Here is a 21,360-nt window from a genome sequence, read left to right as displayed (position 1 = left end):
TATTTATGAATAAAAAAAGATAAAAAATTATGAAAATATAATTATAAAGAGGTTTGAAAAAAGGCCCCTTATAACAGGAGAACTAGCACCCAGTTGGGTTGACTTACCGTTGCTTCCTTCCGAACCTGGCGGATTCATCATCAACTGCCGTAGAACCCCGCTATAAGAGATGTACAAAACTAGCTTACGGAGAGAGTGGGATTCGAACCCACGGTACTGTTACGTACACACGACTTCCAATCGTGCTCCTTCAACCAGCTCGGACATCTCTCCAATTTGTGCCTGAGAAGATTTGAACTTCCAACCTTCAGAACCGCAATCTGATGCTCTATCCAATTGAGCTACAGGCACTTAAATACTTTTGAGTGTAAGAATTATATCATAGTTAATATTTTTTTGCAAATATTAATTATAATTTTTAATCAAATATACCTTGTCCGAATTTCACACCTAATTGTACGCCTAAATCGAATGAAGCTAAATCTCTGCTTTCTACCATAACTACCTCAGCACCGCGTAAATCTAATCCGAAATCTGTACCTAAATAAGCTCCTAATAAAAGTGCTATATCATCAGCAACATAGAAAGAATAATCAAATGTAAGCTTAACATAAGTAATTACAGAATTTTTTATAACATCATCTATCTTTGAAGCATTATAATATCCGTAAGTTTTTGTACTTGTGTTATCTATTTTTGACTCAGTAGAGTGAGTTAAATATAAAGGTATTTTTACTCCTAATCCTAAACCAATTCCAAAATTTTTATAATGAAATTTAGGAAGTATTCCTACAGATAAGTTTTCAAATGTATAATATTCTTTAACATCTACTTTTTTTCCTGCAGTATTTTGATAAGAACTTGTCAAACCAAATGAATCATGAGAGTACCCTAAATCTGCCAATAAGCTGATACCTATATCTCCGTCTGATACTAAATATCCGCCTTGTAAATTTACTCCTATATCAAAGCCTATTGTACCTGTGCTTTTTTTATAATTGTTCATATAGTCAGATGTAGCTTGAGAACTAAAATTAACATTATAAAAGCTAAAACTTGCTCCTATTGGAATCATTACTCCGAACTGCCATCCGCTCTCTGCAAAAGAGAATTTAGAAAATAATAAGGCACATATTAGTACCGCAAATATTCTTATCTTTTTCATATCAATTTCCTTAACAAATTTTATTTACATTCATATTGTAATACTTTACAAAAAAATTATCAATAATTTAATTCTATTTTTTTAGCTTCATGCCATAACTTATCCAAATCATAATACTCTCTGCCCTCTTCAGTAAATATATGTATTACCAAAAAACCATAATCAGTTAAATACCAAAGAGCCTCAGGATCATTATCATTTTCAGCATAAGGCAAAATGCCATCTTCTTTTAACTCTTTATATACAGCATCAGAACCAGCTTTCATCTGAGGAGATGAAGAAGCAGTAGCTAATATAAAATAATCAGATAATGTTGTAACTCCTTCTAAATCTAATACAACAATATTTTCTAATTTTTTATCATCTAAGGCTTTTGCAGCTCTTAATGTTAATTCTTTAGCTGTTTCTTTATCTATAAATTTCTTTTTAGGTTTTGAATTTTCTTCATTATTGTGTAATTTCATAATAGTCTTTCCCCAAAATTAATACTGCATTATTTAATACTCTTCTGTCCGTGCTAGCATATACTCTTGTAACCCTGCCCTCATTAGCAACCATAAATGCTTTTTCTATTTGTCCGTCTCTAACGAGAACAACACTTTCATTTAAATTAGTGGTAAAGTTTCCATATTCTCCAGCAGCAAAACCTCTGTAACGCATCCTAATATTTATTCTATCAGCAAGTCCTGCAACATCCGTAGCATTTAATACACTTAAATTTACATCCTCATTATTTAATTCGCTCTTTTGTGTTTTAAGTTCAACATAAGCTGTTAAATCTTCCATCTGTTTCACAAAAGCACTTCCTTCAAATATAGGGGTTAAAATGCCATTATCATCGAATCTTGCATCTATATTGTTTATAATTAATGTTCTTTCATTGCTGTTAGCTAATATATTACAAAATGCTTTCACATCAGGAGGTCTTAAATTACTTTTCATATGAGATGCTATTGCGTCTCTCATATCTTTAGAGTGTATTATAGTTCTAAGTTCAGGATTTTGAATTAATCCTATCATAGAATTAACTATAATATCTTCTAATCTATATAAAGTTTCTATATCCTCATATCCTTTCATACGAAGGTAATGTAAATATGCTATAACTTTATTACCAGTAAATAGCCACTCACCTATTCCAAATGAAAGATTATATCCTTTCTCCTCATCTTTAAATTCTATAGGCTCTTCAATATACATTTTGACTCCGCCTATTAAATCTATAATATCAGAAATTGCATTATTATCAATAGTGATCCTATAAGTTATGCGTTTATCAACGGAATTTTCTATAGCTCTAAAAACAGAACTTTCACCTCCGTTTTTATACAAATTTATTAAAGGAACACTTCTAGGCGAATTCTTATTTTCCCATAAAGAAATATTTCTAGGAAGTCCTATTAATCCTATTCTATTATGAAGGCTTGATACGATACCTACATAAGCACCATAAGGCTCATTTTTTTCATCTAAAAATAATAAAGAAAAGTAAACAGGCTCATCTTTCTTTTTAGCTATATCAAGACTGCTTACGAAAAAATAATAAAGTATAAAAACTAATAAACAGCTAACAGATATTATAGATACAGTAATCAATATAGTAGCTCTTTTATTAGCATGACTTATGGTTTTTAATGCTTTATCATCATTATTATTCTTTTTATTAATCCTATTCATATACTATATAATATATTATGTTAAGTGAGTTGTCAAATAACTTAATGCTAATTTTTCCATTAACCTATTGAAATTGTTATACTTTAGTACTATAATAAAAATAGTGTAATTTTTATGGATGTATTTATGAAAATTTTTAGAAAAATGATTTTTATTTTAGGAATTATTATGGCATTCATATCTATGCATGCAATAATTTCCTACAAAGAACCTAATAAGAAAAAAGATATAAGCAAAGATTATTAAAATATGTTTTTAAATCTGAATAAAAAATTATTATTTTTATTAATACTCTCGATTGGTATTAATGCATATTCTATAACATTTACTATTTTACCTTTTTCAAGTGCAAATGAAGAATGGATAACTGAGTATAAAGTAGATGATGGAATGCCTAGAGTATTAGAAGAATCAATAATCAATACTAAAATGTTTGATGTCACAGATTATGACCTCTTAATATCATATTTCACATCATATGATATTGTAATGTCATATAAAAGCCTAATAACTAATTTGCAAATAGCATCAAATTTTATAAAAGAAACATTTAATTCAGATTATATTATCACTGGAGAAGTATTAAATTTTGATTTAAAAAAAGGCGGTAAATATACAGCTAATGTAGAGTTTAAAGTCAATTTAATGGATATTAACTCTTTAAAAATAGTAAAGTCATTTATTGAAAAAGGAAGCTACACCTTGCCGAGCAACAGTCAAATATATTCATCCGAAGATGCCTTATTCAATGAAACTGCATTAGGACAGGCATCTACAACAGCATTCAATAAAATAGCTAATAGTATTGCTGATTATTTTAACAATCCTCCTCTATCAGGAGTTATAACAAGAGTAGAAGATAAAAAATTATATATAAATCTTGGTAAAAAAAATAATATTAAAAATGGAGATGAATTTAATATATACAAAATAGATAAAGTATTAGAAATGCCTACAAATGAAGTATCTCCTTCAACAAATATAAGTAATATACCTAAAGCATATTTTGAAACTAATAATACAAAAGCATATGTTGGAATTAGAAGCAATGAAAAAGGAGATGTTTGGTATACAAGTGAGATGCTATATAAATACAGATATTATAAAAATATTGAAAGTTTTGTAGGATCTGCAAAAGTAATAGAATTATATGAGAATTATGCAGTACTGGAAAATAATAGCGGACAAAATATCGAAGTAATGATGAAAGTGAAAATCAAGGAGTAATAATTTATATGATAGCAAAACAAAATGTAATATACAATGAAATAGAAAAAGATGATTACTTTATTTATATAGATCAAAAAACTAATAAAGGAATATTTACACCTTATTATAAAGGAAGCAGAAACAGTTTTTTATACGATTTTAAATTAGATATATGCAGAACATTCCATAAAAATCCTAGAACTTATTCTATTATAGATTTATCATTAGACGGAACAAAAATAATGACTATATCTGTTACGTCAAACGATTCAAAAAATAATGTATTTAAAATAATAGAAATTGGAACTAATAAAGTATTATTAGAAATCTCTACTATGTATGTATATGAAGCGTACTTCACTTCAAATCCTAGATATATATTTATTAGAGCAAGTGAATTTAATAAAATCAGTGTTTTTGTATATGATATAGAAACAAAAAAAATTGTTTATTTATTAAAAGAAAACATTTTTATAAAAAATGGATGTTTCAATGAAAATAGAAGTATATTTACATATGCTTATACTTCAGAAAACAAAACAATTAGTCATTTAAACTTTGGCTCTCTAACAGATACAAAAGAAGAAATAGGATACTCTGATATTAAAATATCCCAAATTTTCAAAGCAGCTGATAAAGATTTGCTTTTATTAGATAACAATGAGTCCGTATCTTTATACGGCAGCAAAAAAATTATATGGAAAATACAGTTTCTTTCATTTTTAAACCATTATAAGGGTGGTTTTTTCTATATGAAGGATGATAATAAAATATATTTAGATACTCCTGCAATAATACAGGAAAAATTATCTGATATAAAAAATGATGATATGGTATTATACAGTATAGATGCATATTCTGGAAATATTAATACTATACCGCTTCCTGCAAAAATAAAATATAAAAAATTTACTAAAATGTTTGATTATAGAATAATAGATGCTTCTGGAAATATATTTGATGTAAAAACAAGAACAGCATATTCATTTCCGCTTCAATCATATAAATAATTAACATAATTATTGATTTAAAAAATAATTGTTATATAATATTATTATTATGAAAAATTATATTATATTATTAATTGTGATAAGCTTCATGGTTCTAATATCTTGCGATGAATCAGAAGTGAAAAGTGAAAAGAGGAGTGTTGCTTATACAAATAATAATGATAACGCAGCATATCAAACTAGAGAGCTTACAGAAAGGGAATATCATGTACTTATAAATAAAGGTACTGAAATACCATTTACTGGAGACCTTTTAAATGTGAAAGAAGATGGTATATACACATGTAAAATATGTGATACGCCTTTATTCCATTCTGAAGCTAAATTTAACTCTGGTACGGGATGGCCTAGTTTTGATGAAGCTATAATAGAAAACATCAAACTAGTAAAGGATGGAAGTAGAGTTGAAGTGATATGTGCCAATTGTGGGGGACATATGGGGCATGTATTCTATAATGAAGGATTTACTGAAAAACAGACAAGATATTGTATAAACTCTGTTTCTCTAAACTTTGTTAATAAATTTACAAACGAAAACTCTACAAACCAAAAATAAATGTATTTATAAAAGGAGTCATATGGTAAAAAAAATAACAATAATTACTCTGTCTTTACTATCAATTATATCTTGTTCTAAAAAATTAAATAGTCAAAATATTAACACAAAGGATAATGATGTGAAAGATGAAATATCAGAAATACCAGAAAATGCAAAATATGCTTATTTTTCTTCCGGATGTTTTTGGGGAACTGAATATTGGTTTGAAAAATCTAAAGGTGTATTTTCTGTTGTAAGCGGATATGCAGGAGGACATAAAGCTAATCCTACATATCAAGAAGTTTGCACTGGACTTACAGGACATTTAGAAACTGTTAAAGTTGGTTATGATCCTGAAAAAACTACTTATGAAGAATTAGTAAAACTATTCTTTGAAACCCATGACTTCACTCAAAAGAATGGGCAGGGTCCTGATATAGGTTCACAGTATTTATCAGCAATTTTTTATCAAAATGATGAAGAAAAAGAAATAGCTGAAAAATATGTTGCAATGCTTAGAGAAAGAAATTATGATGTGGCTACTACAATAAGAGAATATAAAAACTTTTATGAGGCAGAAGATTATCATCAAAATTACTATGCTAAAAAAGGTGCTATGCCATATTGTCATTTCTATACAAAACTATTTTAAAATTTAATTAAAGGATGAAAAGGAAGAGGCTCAATAAAATGAGTCTCTTTTTTATTTCTAATTTTTTCTTTTTAAAGTTATTATCACAACTTCAGGATATGCAAACAATCTAAGAGGAAATAAAACAGCACCTATACCTGATGTAACATAAACTTTCATTGCACCGTAATTCATAATACCATAAATAGCAGGGAAATGAGGATATTCTCTATTCTTATTAAGACCTTCCCAAACCCACATAGGAAGAAAACTTATTTGAAGTCCATGAGTATGACCTGCCAAAAAGAAGTCTATAAACTCGCTGTATCCTCCTTCTCTAGCACGTTTTAATGGAATATTAGGTTCATGCGATAAAAGTATATGAAAATCATTAGAAGAAACATTGCTCGTTGCTATATCAAATCTTACATCATCAGTTAAATAATCACCAACTCCTCCTATTGATATATACTCTCCGCTTTCATTTGTAATAAATAAAATACTATTATCCATTACTTTAAATCCATTATTATATAATGAATTCGAAACATCTTCTGTACTTTCCCAATTATCATGATTTCCTAAAACAGCATACTTTCCATATTTAGCTTCCAAATCTTTTATACCATTATTGAATTTCTCACTATTTTCTTTTTTATAAGCATGAAACCAGCGTGGAGAAGTGTATATATAATCGCCTGCAAATAATATCATATCAGGTTTTGATTCCATTATCATATCAGACATCTTTCTTACATAACTTTCTGGTATATAAAGTCCAGCATGCATATCGGCAGCGAAGGCTACTTTTATATTATCAAAACTTTCAGGTAAATCCTCAAATTCCAATGTTATATATCTAAATCTTATAGAATGTGCAGTATTATACATATATATATTAATAAGAACAAGAATTATAATCACTGCTAAAAATATTATTTTATTTCTCTTAGATATCTTTTTAAAAAATTTCATTTTAGATTATCCTTAAATATTATCATTATAATTTGATATTAAAAGCGACAATATAAATGATAATAATATTATAGAAATTGTAAATACTAAAAATTTAAAACTAAATAACATGAAAAAGTATATTATTAACATTGATATTATTATAGAAATTAATAAAGATATTATAAATGAAGTATACAATATACTTTTTCTATGTAATAAATCAATAAATTTTGCTAATCGTCTGTAGAAAATAGATAATATTGATGAAGATAACAAAGAAATCGAAAATGCAAAAATGATTATAAATAAAATAATAATATTTTTTATAGAAATATTATTTTTTATATCCGGTTTCAATATTTCTAAACCATAATCATTTATAACAGAGCTTTCATTCAAACTTGAATAAATATCCTTATTCTCAGAAAAAACTATTATACTTTCATTATAAGGCGATTTATCTCCTTCTTTTAGATATATAAAACTATTCATAGCTTCTGAATCGCCTATAATATCATAATTTTTATCTTTCAAATCATAAATTCCTGCAACATAAAAATATGCTGTTTCAAGCCATCCTCTTGATGCTTTTGCTATTAACGATAAAGCATCTCCTACTTTTAAATTTAAATAATTAGCTAAATCTTTTCCTACAATAATTTCCTTCTTTGGGCTTTCAAATATTTCACCTTCTATAATAATATTTGATACACTCATACCATTTTCCAATATATTATTATCATAGGTATAAACTCTTGAGCCAATACTTCCTGTTCTTATAACTACTCCAACTGGAAAACTCAATACTCTTTCTATCTCAGCATATTTATCATAAGAGTTAATCTCTTTAATTAAAATATTTGTTATATTATCATTGCTATTTATAGAATATATTGAACCATTAAATAAAAAAGTATTTTTAGATGTATTTGCTTTTACTATTCTTATAATAGTTTCTTTATTTTCTTCTGATGCAGTATTATTTCCATCGTTAATGAATCCTAAAAATGATAAATATAATACTACTAATGCTATTATATAAGTAAATACCATCCCCAATATAATCAATATATTTTTCTTTTTATTATATTCCTCATCTTTTTTTACAAACATTTTCTCCAATAGGAAATATTTAAGATTAGCAGATAAAACAGAAACTATATTAATAATAAGCATAAATATATACATATAATCAAATATAAATTCTTTTTTATAATATAGTTTGAGAATTATTATATATATGACGAATGACACTGCAAAACCAATAAAAGAAAATAATATTTTACTTTTTAATAATTTATCATAATCATAAAATGTATGCGAATTAATAAACATAAATACAGAAAATAAAACAAATAAATAAGCTATAAGTATATAAATATATAATCTTTTAATATTTGAATTTGTATTATAATCATCTCCAAGAATATCTTTCTTTGAATAAATGCCTATATCATCTCCAAATATTAATTTTATATCATCATTATCATTTTCTAATTTTAAGCCGCTTACATATACTTCGGTTGCTGTATTTTCCAAACCAATAAATGCATTCAAATTATTAATATCTACTAAAGCATAATTATAATCTAAGTTTTCAGAAACTTCTATGATAGTGTATTCTTCAGCATTGTAATGACCTGTTTTTGTAATAAGTTTTAATATAACAGTATCATTAGTATTTAAATCCAAAACTGATGCTATTGATTTACTTATAACAATAGAATTATTTGTATTAAAATTTTTAACTGTACTATCTCCTACAACATTAAAAACTTCTTTATCATTATTCAAATCTATTCCGTTTATGATAATTTCTTCTTCACCCAAATATGATATTAAACTAGCTCTGTATTTTAATCTCGCTGTTATTGAATTTGATTTAAATGTTTCTTTTAACTTTTCTATTTTTTCTTTATATCCATCTATATAATAAGCATCTAATGCATAATCCCTAACTTCTTTATAATTAGTATCCATTATATTAATATCGCTTAATGATGTATTAGAATCATTATAACTTATATAATTAATACTGAACAATGTGATTAATGTTACTGCTAATGATATTATAAAAATTAATATATTATTTTTTCTCATAATTTATTTGTACCTAAAATAAAAAGTTAAATATTGTTTATGATTATATCTTAATAAGTTTTTTTGTAAATAGTAAATATATATATGTTTAAGAAATAGAAAATAATGCTCTATATTTAAATGATTATTAGTTTTAAATGTAGCACAAATAAAATTAATATTTAAAATATTCAAATGAATATAATTATAATAATGATGTAATTCTGTTGGTATCAAAACCTATAATTTTTGTAACTATAAGAAATGTATCTATTTTATCTTTTTCAATACCAGGTCTATCTTCCAAATAACCTTCAACTTGAAGATAAATTTTTGTAGGCTCTTCAAAATTAAAACTTATAAATTCTCTTTCAAGATTAAAATACTCTCTTTCCATAGCAATTTGAAAATTACTTGAAGTTGCATAATCTGTGAATACTGCTGAATCTACTAAATATATAAAATCACCTTCAAATACTTTTAATATAGGGTCAGGTATATTTTGAGTTTCATGATTCTTTTCTACACTGCATGAAATACAAATTATAAATATAATTAATAATGAATATAGCCTTTTCATTATTTTTATCCTTTAAAAACAATAAAAAAGCTGAGGATAAATTATTTCTTTTATCCTCAGCTCATAACTTTTAAAAATTAAAATAATGGTGCTGTTTTATTAGTATCAAAACCTATTATTTTTGTAACTATTAAAAACATATTTGTAGTGCCTTCTTCCATACCAGGTCTTTCTTCTAAATAGCCTTCAACTTTTAGATTAACTTTAGTAGGTTCAGCAAAATTAAAACCTGTATATTCTCTTTCTAAGTTAATATACTCTCCTTCCATAGCTACAGGATAAGTTTTCATTTCTGTGTAATTGCTAAAATTAGCAGAATCAGCATAGTAAACAAAATCTCCTTCAAACACTTGAGTATTTGCATTTAATTGAGTATCTGCTGCTGCATTAGTTTCAGGTGCTGCATTAGTATCTGAAGCAGTATTTTGAGTGCTTTCTGTCTTATTAGAACATGAAATTGCAAGCACAAAAATGATTAATAATAAATAGATTTTTTTCATTTTTACCCTCTTTTGTATATTCTTTGTTTTATGTAAAACAGAATAATATAAAATTAGTAATAATTTTTTTGTATTTTTTTTATACATTTAAACAATTAATCTAATTTTCTCATTTGAGGGAAAAGAATAGTATCTCTAATGCTCGCAACATTCAAGAATAATATAGCCATTCTGTCAATACCTATTCCGAGTCCGCCTGTAGGAGGAAGTCCGTATTCCAAGGCATTGATATAGTCCAAGTCCATATCCATAGTTTCATCTTCACCGCGTGCTTTAGCCTTTAATTGTTCCTCGAAACGTTCTTTTTGGTCTATAGGGTCATTAAGCTCGCTAAATCCGTTAGACATCTCCATTCCGCCAATAAATAACTCGTATCTTTCTGTAATATCCGGATTATCAGGATAAGATTTTGAAAGAGGAGAAACTGATTTAGGATAATTAATAACAAATGTAGGCTGTATCAATTTTTCTTCAACTTTTTCCTCAAATACAGCAACCATTACTTCCCACTTAGTAGGTTTAGTTTTAGAAGTATCTATTTCCACACCTACTGACTTAGCTTTTTCTAATGCTTCATCATCTGATTGTATAGCATTAAAATCAAGGCCTGAATGCTCTTTAACCAAATCAACCATAGGTACTCTTGCAAACGGAGGTTTAAAATTAATTTCATAATCTTTATATTGAGAAGTATATTTTCCATTTAATTTGAAACATACTTTTGAAAATACTTCTTCTACCAATTCCATAACTTTGTGGAAATTAGCATAAGCCATATATGCTTCCATCATTGTAAACTCTGGATTATGTCTTGTAGATATACCTTCATTACGGAAATTTCTATTAAGTTCAAATACTCTATCAAAACCGCCTACAACTAACCTTTTCAAATAAAGCTCAGGTGCTATTCTTAAATATAAAGTCATATCCAAAGTATTATGATGTGTAACAAAAGGCTTAGCCTTAGCTCCTCCAATTAAAGGATGCATCATAGGTGTTTCTACTTCCAAAAAGTTATTTTCTATCATAACTTCTCTTATAGCAGAAACCATTTTTGAACGTTTAATAAATGCTTCTTTTACATCATCATTCATTATTAAATCAACATATCTTTGTCTGTAGCGAAGCTCTGTATCTGTTAATCCATGAAATTTTTCAGGCAATGGATTAAGTGATTTAGTAAGAAGTTTTAATTCATTTGCATATATAGTTATTTCACCTGTTTTAGTTTTAAAAACAGTACCTTTTACACCTACAATATCGCCTATATCTATTAATTTTTTAAATACTGTATTATAAAATTCATCTCCTACCTTATCCTTTTGTATATAGGCCTGAATTGTTCCCGATGCATCTTTTATAGTTAAAAATGAAGATTTACCCATTACTCTGTAAAGCATAATTCTTCCAGCAATGGCAACTTCTGTTTCATTCTTTTCCAACTCTTCAAATTTTTCTGCTATATCCTTTGATTTATAAGTTACATCATAACTGTTTGGAAATGGATTAATTCCCATACCTCTTAATGTGTTTAACTTTTCTTTTCTGTTTTCTTTCTCTGCATTTTTTTCTACACTAGTATTTTTTTCATTTTGTGTATTTTCAGAATTATTTTGATTTTCTGACATTAAATTATCCTTCTTAAATTATTTGTTATATGAAAAACATTATATAAATATATATTAAAAATAAAAAAAATTCTATTATCTACCTAAATTTATTTTTTGTTTTATAAAAGATACAAATTCAAACTTTCTATCAATAAATTGTCCTATTACCCATATAGTCTTACCCATAGTAAAAGCAGCAAGCACAGTTCCTATACCAAGTCCTTTAATATGGCCTAAAAAAACAAATGTAAGTATTGCTGTTGTAAAAAGACATACCACATCAAATATTATTTTTATTTTAGAATATTTAACATTAATAATAGATGATAATTCTCTAGGAAACAAATCAGTAGGAATTATAGGCAGTTGGCATCTATTTGATAATGCTATTCCAAATGCAAGTATAAAATAACTTACAGCAAAATATATAACTCTGCTTACGATAGTTAAAGGAAGATGATTAATCCATAGTCCATGTATATCAACAAATTTTCCAAAACAAAAACCAACAACAAAACTAAATAAATATTCTCCTACAAATTTTCTTCTTAATATCATAAGTATTAATACAAGTAAAGTTTGAAAAATATACGTAAAAGTCCCTAATGATATATTTGGTATTACCTCAGAAAAAGCATAAGGTACACTTGAAATTGCTGATATTCCAGAACCAGAATAAAGCATTAAAACAACTCCAAAACTATTCATAACAACTACCCAAATTAATGCTAATTCACCGCTTATTATAAAATGCTTATTTTGATTATGAAATGAAAAATCATTTTCTGCAATCATAGATTTATCCTTTTTAATTTTAACAGATATATTATATAGCTAATTATATATTAATCAATAATATTTATAAAATAAAAGATATCATACTTATTTTATATAAATAAAATAATACCTACACTATTTGTGTAGGTATTATTAGTCGATTTCATTCTTCTAAATAATTAGATATAGCTTGATATTCACTAATTAGTAAATAATATTCTTCATCATCCAAGAAAGTATAAATAATATGTAACAACGCTGATAATTTTTCCATGCTTTTCCTCCATTTTATAACCTACCCCGCATATATATATCTTTGTTTCTATATTATAAAGGTAATAAATTAATTAATAAAAACAATAACTTTTTAAAAAATTAAAAATATACCGCAGTACACTTAATAAATTTCAAAATAATAAAAATTAACATTTATTTATAATTTCATTGCGAATATGATGAAGATACTATATATTTAAATGAAATTTTGGTAGGATTATAATTGCAGTATTAATTTTGCAGAATTATAAAATAAAATTTTAAAAATATAAAGCTTGCAGATACAAACAGATTTGAATAATAAATTACATTCCCCGCCATTTATTTTTTATAGTTTTATTTTGAAATTATAATATTATTATATTTATAGCTTTATTATAAATTTTAGCACCCGCCCAAGATTTTTTTAAATTTAAGACTTTACTATACGCACGGTAAGTGAAATTTCAAATATAGTAAAAATTAGAATTCATAATTAATATATATTTATAATTTCATTCTGCGTGCGGTGTGTAGATTATAAAGTAAAATAAAATTTCGGGTGGGTTTTATAATTGCAGTATTATTTTTCAAGAAGTATAAAATAAACATAATATATAGAAGTTTTAAATATATAGGGCGGGCAAATGTAAATAGATTAAAAATAACAAATTATACTAAGCTTTTTAATTTTAATATTTGCAGGGCTTTGTCTTAGTATTATTTAATACAATATTTAACTTACGCTTTCAAAAGCATAATAGAATATAAGATTCTTTTATAAACTCAAATACAGTGCCATAAAGTTAGAAAAAGCGATAAAAAATATATTAAATTAATTATAACAACTATTTAATTTTATTTACTACATCAAATATAGTAAGCATTCTATTTGCTGTTTCTTCTGCATCATTTTGAGCAACAGGTCCCCATATATAATGCTCATCATTTCCATCAAGGAAAGACAATTCATTATCTAAATATATACTTTATTAATTTATTTATTAGTTTTATATTTTCAGAGTAAATACAAAGATATATATATTCTTCTCCTTGACCAATACTTATATAAATAGTAAAGTCATTTACATAACAATATATTATAGCTCCTTCTATATCTTTATAAATCTCATCTAATAAAGTATTTTCTTCTTTAAAATTAAAATGTTCATTTTTAGATTTTATTAATTCATAAACGTCCTTAGAAAAATCAATATGATTCTGTACATCTTTTTTTACTAATTCACGTCTTTTTTTAATAAGAACTTCTTTTGTATTTTCTAATATATCAATAAAATTATCTATATCTTCTATACAGGAATATTTTTACTATAATACCATATACTATGATACTCTTCATCTCTATTATATCTTATTCTATCTATTTTTTTATTCAAAATTTCATGTAATTCAAAATCCTTTATACCATATTCACTATTCAATATATTAAGTACATCTTTTACATAATTTATATATATTTTTATTTTATTATTTTTTTTATTATTTAATACAGTTATTGTACTTTCAATCAAATCAATATATTCCTGTGCTTCTTCAGGTGTACTAATATTATTATATGCATCATTGCTTTGTAATAATTCTTTTAATTTATCTTGCATAAAAGTATCCTCTTCGCTGCTTGAACTTAAATATTCCTCTTCTTCTATAATTTGAACTATTGCAGATTTCAAATTATCATATTCTTTCATATGTATAAAATTACAATTTTCATCTTCATAAATAATATATTTAAGCCACTCAGCAATATTTCTATGTGATATATTAATAAATCTATTTTTTAATTTTATTCTTTCTTTTGTTGGTAAACTATTTTCTGAAGGTAAATAACCGCCTCTAGTTAAATATATAACATAAATATTATTATGACTTATTTCATCTTTTACATACTTGATATAATTTAATAGCTGATTATCTCCATTATCTCCGCTGTTAATTTTATTTTCAATAATAACAGAAAAATTTCTATTATGAATATACAAATCTATAGATTTTTGAGTTCCTTTTGGACTATACTCTTTTTCTATTTCAAATGATTCATTAGTACTATTTATAATATCTTCTTTAAAAATATATTGTAAAAAAGAGTTTATAAAATTGAATCGTATATTTGCATTATTAATATTTATTTTCAGTAATTCATATAATATTGTAGAATTTTTACGTTCTAATTCTTCTATATCAATTAGTTTAAATATATTAATTCTTGGCGGTTTACTTAATTTATATTCTTTTAAAGAATTAATAAGACTTTCATAATTTTCTAATAAAAGATTTAAAATGGTTTCTTTATTATTAATTAATTCTCTATTTTTATCGAATAACAAATTTATTATGTCTAAATGCATTTTTTTCATAATTTTTATATAAGTATTATAAATACAAATAAATTTTATATCAAATAAAAAAGGCGATACCTCAAAAAAATACCGCCTTTAATTATTTTAAATTTATTGTTTAACTTTATTTAGCCTCTATAACAACTTTATGCTGTCCATCATAACCGAATACTTCAGGATTATACATCTCTTCAGCTTTAGTAGCAGGAAGCAAATATTCGCCAGGAGTAACTGCACGAACTACATATCTATATTCATGTGTACCGTCACTAAGCATATCAGCAAACAATAACACTTTATCATTGTAGTTTTCAGTGTGATTAAATCCGCCCCACCACCAAGTAGGTTTTCCGGCATTTCCTGTTAAGTTTTTAACCTCGCTGCTTTCTGTAGCAAAGCTGGCATTTAATATTCTCATACCTGCCGCAATAGGAGTATCCACTACAACGAAATGTCTTTCAAAAGGAGCTGTAACTTTTACTACTACAATATATTCTTCTCCCTGCTTGAATTTATCTTTAGTTAAGTCTAATACTTTTCCGTCTTTAGTTTGATACTGTCTTTCAACTTTTATTCCAGCATCTCTATTAACAGCCAAATCACGAGGAGCATAAGTAAGTCTTACACCATAATAAAGTCTTCCCTCTCCATTTCTTTTTATATTAGCAACAGAACTTCTAGTATTTGAATTGCTTAATTTCTCATCCATAAACTCATCTAATGCATAATTTTCTGTTACACTAGGCTGAGTTCTTGAATTAAATGTTTCTGAAAGTAAAGTTTTTCCTTCGTATACAAATTCTGCTTTGAAATTAGGATAAACATTTTCATACTTTCTGAAATACATATTCATAGCAGCAAATACTGATACATTGTCCTGAGTATTTAAATATCTGCCGTTTTTTCTTGATTGAACAAGCCAGCGAACCACTTTTTCATTTATAGCATTATCATATTCTGTTTCTATTAATGCATATAAAGCAACCGCAGTATCTCTTACTGATGAAGAGTGTATCCAATATAAATTAGCATATCTAGTTTCTAATTCATAATGTGCTGTTGTAGGGTCTTCTTTAATAGTATTTAGTATATACTGTCTAACTTCAGTCAATGCTTTATTATCATATTTATTGTAATACATAGCTCTCATTAATTGAACCTGTCCGTAGAAAGGTATATTATTAACTTGAGGGTATATTCTGTCTATTATAGCTTTTACATCATTAGCATTATATCCGCCTTCAGCAAGAACAGCCGCAATATAAGCTATAGAAGAAAGATTAATATATTCATCAAACCAGAAGCTAGGTTTTTCAGCATTTCCGCTCTTAGCATAATTATTAATATATTCCAATGCTAATGATAAAGAATTCTCATCAACAGTGTATCCTTCTTTCTTAGCTTTAACCATAGCATCAGCCGCATAAGCAGTAAGCCATGGAGATGTCCAAGTTTTGCTAGGCCAGTAAGCGAATCCTCCGTCAGGACTCTGATATGTAGGCATAGTCTTTAAGAAAGTTTGTACTGTGTTGTCTAAACTCTCTTCTGTTATATCTGTAAGCTTCATATCAACCAATATTCTCTTACTAGTTATTATAGGATAAACTCTTGATAACTGCTGTTCCAAACATAGATAAGGATAATTTATAAGATAATTTATACCTCCTGTAAGCTCGCTGAATGCACTAGGAGACATATAAACTTCCAAACTTCCTGCACCTTTATATGCTTCTGTTACACTAGGTATTCTTAACATCAAATCAGTATTATTATTTGTCATACTTGAGAACATAGCAACAGACTCTGTAGTCATAGGTACATTAACTTCAAATGTTTTTTCTACAGCATCAGTATATTCTCCGCCTTTAGCAAATATAGTAACTTTGGCCTCTCCTCTGTTTGTAGCTATAATATCGAATCTTACATCAGCATTTCCGCCTTTAGGAACTTTTACTGTTTGAACATCATTTTGTATCATAGCATTAGAAGCAGCAGCTTGAATCTCTATCTCTAAATCTTGATCAGAATAATTATATATTATAGTTCCTGCTTTCAATTTATCTTCAATATAAGCAAATTCCGGAAGCGTAGGCATAAGCATAAGATTTTTCTTAACTACTACAACATCATCAGAAGCACCGAAATATCCATCTTTATTTATAGCAGAAGCCATTATTCTAAATGATGTAATATTATCAGGTAAATTGAATGTAACTGTAGCTTTACCGCTTGCATCAGTTTTAACTCTTCCTTGATAGAATGCAGTTGTCAAGAAATTCTTTCTTATACTAAATACATCCATACCCATAGCTTCAGCTTTAGCCAGCATATCATTAGCAGCTCTCATACCATCGCCGCCAGGTGTATCTCCTTTCTCTCCATAGTTTCTCTGTCCTATTAAGTGTATTCTTGTGTCAGCACTTGCTACACTCAAAGGTCTTTGTCCATAGAAAGTATTAAACCAGTTAGGAGTTTTATAACCTATTAAATTTAATACACCAACATCAACCACGCTTAACATGATTTCTGTTTCCATAGGCTGGCTTTCTTTAGTTTCTACATATAAATCTACTGTCATTTCATCGCGAGGCTCTAAACTATCAGCAGATTTTGTTATTTTTACATTAAGTTCTTTTTCACGAGGAGATACTGAAAGTCCTGCATAACCTATTTTGAATGACGGCTTACCTTCATCAGTTGCATAATTAGTATAAGCTTCATTTTCAACCCTTCCTTTAACAAGTGAAACACCTACATATACATTAGGTAAATATTCAGGTTTTATAGGTACTTCTATTAAAGCAGTAGAACCTTCAATATTTGTTACATAAGAATCTATTACATATTCCCTTTCAACTGTTACTAAAGCAGTAGCAGATTCATAAGGAGATTTTATCATTATTCTAGCAGTTTCATAAGGTTTATATTCTTCTTTTTCTGTGATAAGCTCTAACAAATCATCATCAAACATAGCCCAAGGAGCATAATCCTTACCTATGACATACATATATTCATCAGCAGCAACTTCTCTATTTGCAGAATCTTTAGCTCTTGCCAATATTATATAAAGTCCTGAATTTGTAGGAGTAAAGCTGTATGCTACAGGGTCATTAGCTGTTGTAACAGTAGTAGTTTCTATAACATCATCAATCTGTTTTGATTCCCATTCAAATCTTCCGCCTGTTATAGCTTTTTTTACAGATTCCCAATGTCTTCTTATAACTTGAACTTCTATTTGTTTGCCTTCAAGTCTGTTTCCTTCAGGATCAACAGCAATGAATTCTAATTGTGTAGGCTTATCTGTTTCTAAGAAATATCCTTGTCTTTTTATACCTATATAATAATCACTTCCATGAACTAGTACATTTTTAGTAGTGCTTACTCTTTGAGAATCCTCACCTGATACAGTTGCTTCTATAGTAACATAAGCAGCATGTATAGAACGGCTTGCATCTATTTTAGGCGAATAAGCATATTCTCCTTTTTCATCTAAAGCTCCTGTACCATTTGCTATCATAGAATAATAATTATTATAATACTCATCTTCAAACCAGCTTAATTTTGTAAATCTAAATCCTGCATTATTAGGAGGAGTGAAGAAAGTTTCATTCATAGAAATATTATAATCAACTTGATTAGATATCATAGGCTCGCCGAATAAATACCAGCCTGACATTTTAATAGGCATTGTATCGCCTAAATAATAATTTTTATCTTCAACCCAAAGTCTGCTTTCATATTCTAAAGGTTTAAATTCTTCTACCCTAAAACTTTGTGATAAACTGTATAATTCTTCTTCATCTGTTTTATTTATATCATCTTTAAAAGCTACTCTTACACTATAATAACCTGTAGGAGCATCTGGCGGAAGAGTGAAGTCTATTAAATAAGAACCATATTCATTTAAAGTAACAGTTCCTTTATGTATTTCCTCTCCTCTTGAGTTATTTATTGTAAATAAAGCATCTTTCAAACCATTAGGTATTTGCCAATTTCCTATTTTATTTTCTCTAACAACACCTTTTATATGTACTTCTTCTCCGGGTTTATATATACCTCTTTCTGTAAACATAGAGCCATTATAATCTTTGTCAGAAGGAGAATAATTATAATTTATATCCATTCTCCAAGGCGAAACACCTGTACCCCAATCGCTGTTTATGAAGGATACATCATCGCCTTTTGTAACTATAGCCCATTGTCTTGGAGCATCCCATCTGCTAGCCCTTTTTATTCCTAATTCTCTGAATCCTTTGGTAGTTGCAATTCCGTTTTCATCTGTAGTCGCTCTATCTAAAACCTTATTAAAGTCATCTCTTATTTCTACTTCTGCACCTTCAACCGGCATTCCTGTTTTTAAGTCAGTTACAAATATAGTATTTGAATCTCCTGAGAATTTACCTGTTACTCCCATAGAAGTTATTTGTATTTGTGAAGATGATGAATAATCATATTGATTTTGATATCCGGTTTTACTTTTAAACTCTATAGATAAAAATCCATAACTATTATTATTCATATAGTTAGTTAAATAAAGAGCTGTTGTAATATATCTGTTTCTTTCAATATTAGGAGTGTATTTGGTAGTATTATCATATCCGAATAAATTTCCATATTGATTGGTATAACTTCTAAACTCTGCACCTTCATCATATCTGTATACTTGTTTATTTACAAATAGGAAAGGTATAATATTTTCTTTATCAACATATCTGCTTCTTATATTAATAGTATTAGGGTTCATTAACTGCACTGGAAGTTTCATTCCTTCATAGGCTTCTACAACTCCCATTCCTGAAGGTATTGAAACACTAGGGTTATAGTCGGTAACATTTAATTTAATATTTTGTTCTTCACCTAAAGTCTGTCCGTAAGAATCTTTTAAATTTCCATTAATTTTTATATTATATGTAATATTAGGATTAAATCTTAATGAATAAAGTGAAAAACTTTTAGATGACCAAGAACTCTGTTGAATTTCTTCTTCTGTAGGAAGCTGTACTTCAGGAGTAATCTCAATATTTCTAATTAAGTCTGCCCATTCAACTCTGGTACTAAACTCTAATTTAGGAGCTTCCGGAGAGTATGATGCTGTTACTGTCTGTTCTTTATTTCCGCTGAAATAGAAATCATCATGTATAGAAAAACTAAAGCTTTTTGCATCTGCTGTACCTAAATCACCATTAACAGCAGCAAGTCCTTCATCTATATGCACTGTTATTCCATCATTTTTTGCTAAGGCAGTTTTAGGCTTTATAACCAACACTTGATTTAATTCATATTCATTAGTTTCCCACTCTCTTAAATCTTCTATTCTTGCATATCTTACATCAAAATCTATAGCAGTATTATTATTGCTTGAAATTAACTGTATTTTTTCTTTTGCACTTTGAAGATATATAGGCATATTATAATATACAACTATATTAACATCTGTAGGAAGTTCTGATTGTCTGTCATAAGGAGAACTTTTCTGCATTATAGGTCTTAAAGTATTAAAACTCCAAGTATAATCATTTTCTAATACTTCCCCAGTTAATTCGCTTTTTATTCCTTTTTTTAAAGTTACTTCAATTGCTGTATTATCAGGCAATGGCTTTGAAGGATAAAATGCTAAAGTATTAATGGAAAGCCATCTGTATTTACCTTCAACATCTACGTTAAAAGTAAAATATTCATTAGTAATATCAGTTATAGCCTGCAAAGCTACCATTTGCTGATTAAAAGTTACTGTTATTGCTTCATAATTGTTTCTTGAAGTATTTTCTCCAATAGGTGTAGCTCTGTCAATAGTCACAGCTGCAAACATAGTTGCCCCCATTAACATTGTTAACATTAATGACATAATAGAAACATAATAAATATTTCTCAATTTTTTCATAAAGCCCTCTTTTTCATGTATTTTAACTTATAAAGTTATATCATAAATAATTTAAAAGTAAATAATATCAGTAAAAATATTTTATTTACATAGTAATACTTTTACTAAAAAATTACACTTTATATATAAAACTT

Annotated in this window: 15 protein-coding genes, 2 tRNA genes and 1 other RNA gene; 4 read left to right on the top strand and 14 right to left on the bottom strand. The window is 27.2% G+C overall.

Going from position 1 to position 21,360, the window contains the following annotated elements; genetic code table 11:
• Positions 1–68: 68 nt before the first annotated feature.
• The 6 genes from ffs to T324_RS0106555 form a co-directional block, all read right to left on the bottom strand.
• Positions 69–163: signal recognition particle sRNA small type (ffs, locus tag T324_RS17885), an RNA gene on the bottom strand.
• Between the two features lie 24 nt (positions 164–187).
• Positions 188–273: transfer RNA gene (locus tag T324_RS0106575), tRNA-Ser, on the bottom strand.
• Between the two features lie 4 nt (positions 274–277).
• Positions 278–351 (bottom strand) — tRNA-Arg (locus T324_RS0106570).
• Between the two features lie 67 nt (positions 352–418).
• Positions 419–1,165, bottom strand: a complete 747-nt coding sequence (locus tag T324_RS0106565) for a hypothetical protein (RefSeq protein WP_028329511.1) — start codon at positions 1,163–1,165, stop codon at positions 419–421.
• 59 nt (positions 1,166–1,224) lie between these two features.
• Positions 1,225–1,629, bottom strand: coding sequence for a ribosome silencing factor (rsfS, locus tag T324_RS0106560; RefSeq protein ID WP_028329510.1), 405 nt, complete (start codon positions 1,627–1,629; stop codon positions 1,225–1,227).
• On the bottom strand, positions 1,613–2,842 hold the full coding sequence (locus tag T324_RS0106555; protein WP_028329509.1) for an LCP family protein: 1,230 nt from the start codon (positions 2,840–2,842) through the stop codon (positions 1,613–1,615). Before T324_RS0106555 ends, rsfS begins: the two co-directional genes overlap by 17 nt.
• Before the next feature lie 249 nt (positions 2,843–3,091).
• Between T324_RS0106555 and T324_RS0106545 the strand changes: the two genes are divergently transcribed.
• The 4 genes from T324_RS0106545 to msrA all read left to right on the top strand — a co-directional run bounded on the left by T324_RS0106545 (position 3,092) and on the right by msrA (position 6,251).
• Positions 3,092–4,069 (top strand): hypothetical protein, encoded by a 978-nt coding sequence (locus T324_RS0106545; protein WP_028329508.1) that lies wholly within the window; start codon positions 3,092–3,094, stop codon positions 4,067–4,069.
• An 8-nt stretch (positions 4,070–4,077) separates the two neighbouring features.
• Positions 4,078–5,061, top strand: a complete 984-nt coding sequence (locus T324_RS0106540; protein ID WP_028329507.1) for a hypothetical protein — start codon at positions 4,078–4,080, stop codon at positions 5,059–5,061.
• A gap of 88 nt (positions 5,062–5,149) precedes the next feature.
• Complete coding sequence (gene msrB / locus T324_RS0106535) at positions 5,150–5,617, top strand: peptide-methionine (R)-S-oxide reductase MsrB (protein ID WP_425387419.1); 468 nt, start codon at positions 5,150–5,152, stop codon at positions 5,615–5,617.
• 22 nt (positions 5,618–5,639) lie between these two features.
• The gene (gene msrA, locus T324_RS0106530) at positions 5,640–6,251 is read left to right on the top strand and encodes a peptide-methionine (S)-S-oxide reductase MsrA (protein WP_028329505.1); all 612 of its coding nucleotides are present in this window, start codon (positions 5,640–5,642) and stop codon (positions 6,249–6,251) included.
• A gap of 57 nt (positions 6,252–6,308) precedes the next feature.
• Here the strand turns inward: msrA and T324_RS0106525 are convergent, their stop codons facing one another.
• From T324_RS0106525 to T324_RS0106480, 8 genes are all read right to left on the bottom strand, one after another.
• Positions 6,309–7,205, bottom strand: coding sequence for a metallophosphoesterase (locus tag T324_RS0106525; RefSeq protein ID WP_028329504.1), 897 nt, complete (start codon positions 7,203–7,205; stop codon positions 6,309–6,311).
• Between the two features lie 12 nt (positions 7,206–7,217).
• A complete protein-coding gene (locus tag T324_RS0106520; protein ID WP_028329503.1) occupies positions 7,218–9,287 on the bottom strand; it encodes an ABC transporter permease family protein in 2,070 nt (689 codons plus the stop codon).
• Between the two features lie 184 nt (positions 9,288–9,471).
• Complete coding sequence (locus tag T324_RS0106515) at positions 9,472–9,846, bottom strand: copper homeostasis protein (RefSeq protein ID WP_028329502.1); 375 nt, start codon at positions 9,844–9,846, stop codon at positions 9,472–9,474.
• A gap of 77 nt (positions 9,847–9,923) precedes the next feature.
• The gene (locus T324_RS0106510; RefSeq protein ID WP_028329501.1) at positions 9,924–10,346 is read right to left on the bottom strand and encodes a copper homeostasis protein; all 423 of its coding nucleotides are present in this window, start codon (positions 10,344–10,346) and stop codon (positions 9,924–9,926) included.
• A gap of 95 nt (positions 10,347–10,441) precedes the next feature.
• On the bottom strand, positions 10,442–11,974 hold the full coding sequence (lysS, locus tag T324_RS0106505) for a lysine--tRNA ligase (RefSeq protein WP_028329500.1): 1,533 nt from the start codon (positions 11,972–11,974) through the stop codon (positions 10,442–10,444).
• A gap of 75 nt (positions 11,975–12,049) precedes the next feature.
• Entirely contained in the window at positions 12,050–12,751 is a 702-nt protein-coding gene (locus tag T324_RS0106500; RefSeq protein WP_028329499.1) for a DUF6198 family protein, read from the bottom strand.
• 1,547 nt (positions 12,752–14,298) lie between these two features.
• Entirely contained in the window at positions 14,299–15,363 is a 1,065-nt protein-coding gene (locus tag T324_RS0106485; RefSeq protein WP_084548619.1) for a PDDEXK-like family protein, read from the bottom strand.
• Positions 15,364–15,469: 106 nt separating this feature from the next.
• Entirely contained in the window at positions 15,470–21,226 is a 5,757-nt protein-coding gene (locus T324_RS0106480; protein WP_028329497.1) for an Ig-like domain-containing alpha-2-macroglobulin family protein, read from the bottom strand.
• Positions 21,227–21,360 lie beyond the last annotated feature (134 nt).

Origin of the sequence: Brachyspira alvinipulli ATCC 51933 (assembly GCF_000518245.1) — a bacterium.
GTDB classification, from domain to species: Bacteria; Spirochaetota; Brachyspiria; order Brachyspirales; family Brachyspiraceae; genus Brachyspira; species Brachyspira alvinipulli.
This window is presented reverse-complemented; position numbering and strand designations above follow the sequence as displayed.

Bases quoted from the DNA above. Each gene is read 5' to 3' on its own strand.
- T324_RS0106565 (WP_028329511.1), bottom strand. From the start codon at position 1,165: ATGAAAAAGATAAGAATATTTGCGGTACTAATATGTGCCTTATTATTT.
- rsfS (WP_028329510.1), bottom strand. From the start codon at position 1,629: ATGAAATTACACAATAATGAAGAAAATTCAAAACCTAAAAAGAAATTT.
- T324_RS0106555 (WP_028329509.1), bottom strand. From the start codon at position 2,842: ATGAATAGGATTAATAAAAAGAATAATAATGATGATAAAGCATTAAAA.
- T324_RS0106545 (WP_028329508.1), top strand. From the start codon at position 3,092: ATGTTTTTAAATCTGAATAAAAAATTATTATTTTTATTAATACTCTCG.
- T324_RS0106540 (WP_028329507.1), top strand. From the start codon at position 4,078: ATGATAGCAAAACAAAATGTAATATACAATGAAATAGAAAAAGATGAT.
- msrB (WP_425387419.1), top strand. From the start codon at position 5,150: ATGGTTCTAATATCTTGCGATGAATCAGAAGTGAAAAGTGAAAAGAGG.
- msrA (WP_028329505.1), top strand. From the start codon at position 5,640: ATGGTAAAAAAAATAACAATAATTACTCTGTCTTTACTATCAATTATA.
- T324_RS0106525 (WP_028329504.1), bottom strand. From the start codon at position 7,205: ATGAAATTTTTTAAAAAGATATCTAAGAGAAATAAAATAATATTTTTA.
- T324_RS0106520 (WP_028329503.1), bottom strand. From the start codon at position 9,287: ATGAGAAAAAATAATATATTAATTTTTATAATATCATTAGCAGTAACA.
- T324_RS0106515 (WP_028329502.1), bottom strand. From the start codon at position 9,846: ATGAAAAGGCTATATTCATTATTAATTATATTTATAATTTGTATTTCA.
- T324_RS0106510 (WP_028329501.1), bottom strand. From the start codon at position 10,346: ATGAAAAAAATCTATTTATTATTAATCATTTTTGTGCTTGCAATTTCA.
- lysS (WP_028329500.1), bottom strand. From the start codon at position 11,974: ATGTCAGAAAATCAAAATAATTCTGAAAATACACAAAATGAAAAAAAT.
- T324_RS0106500 (WP_028329499.1), bottom strand. From the start codon at position 12,751: ATGATTGCAGAAAATGATTTTTCATTTCATAATCAAAATAAGCATTTT.
- T324_RS0106485 (WP_084548619.1), bottom strand. From the start codon at position 15,363: ATGAAAAAAATGCATTTAGACATAATAAATTTGTTATTCGATAAAAAT.
- T324_RS0106480 (WP_028329497.1), bottom strand. From the start codon at position 21,226: ATGAAAAAATTGAGAAATATTTATTATGTTTCTATTATGTCATTAATG.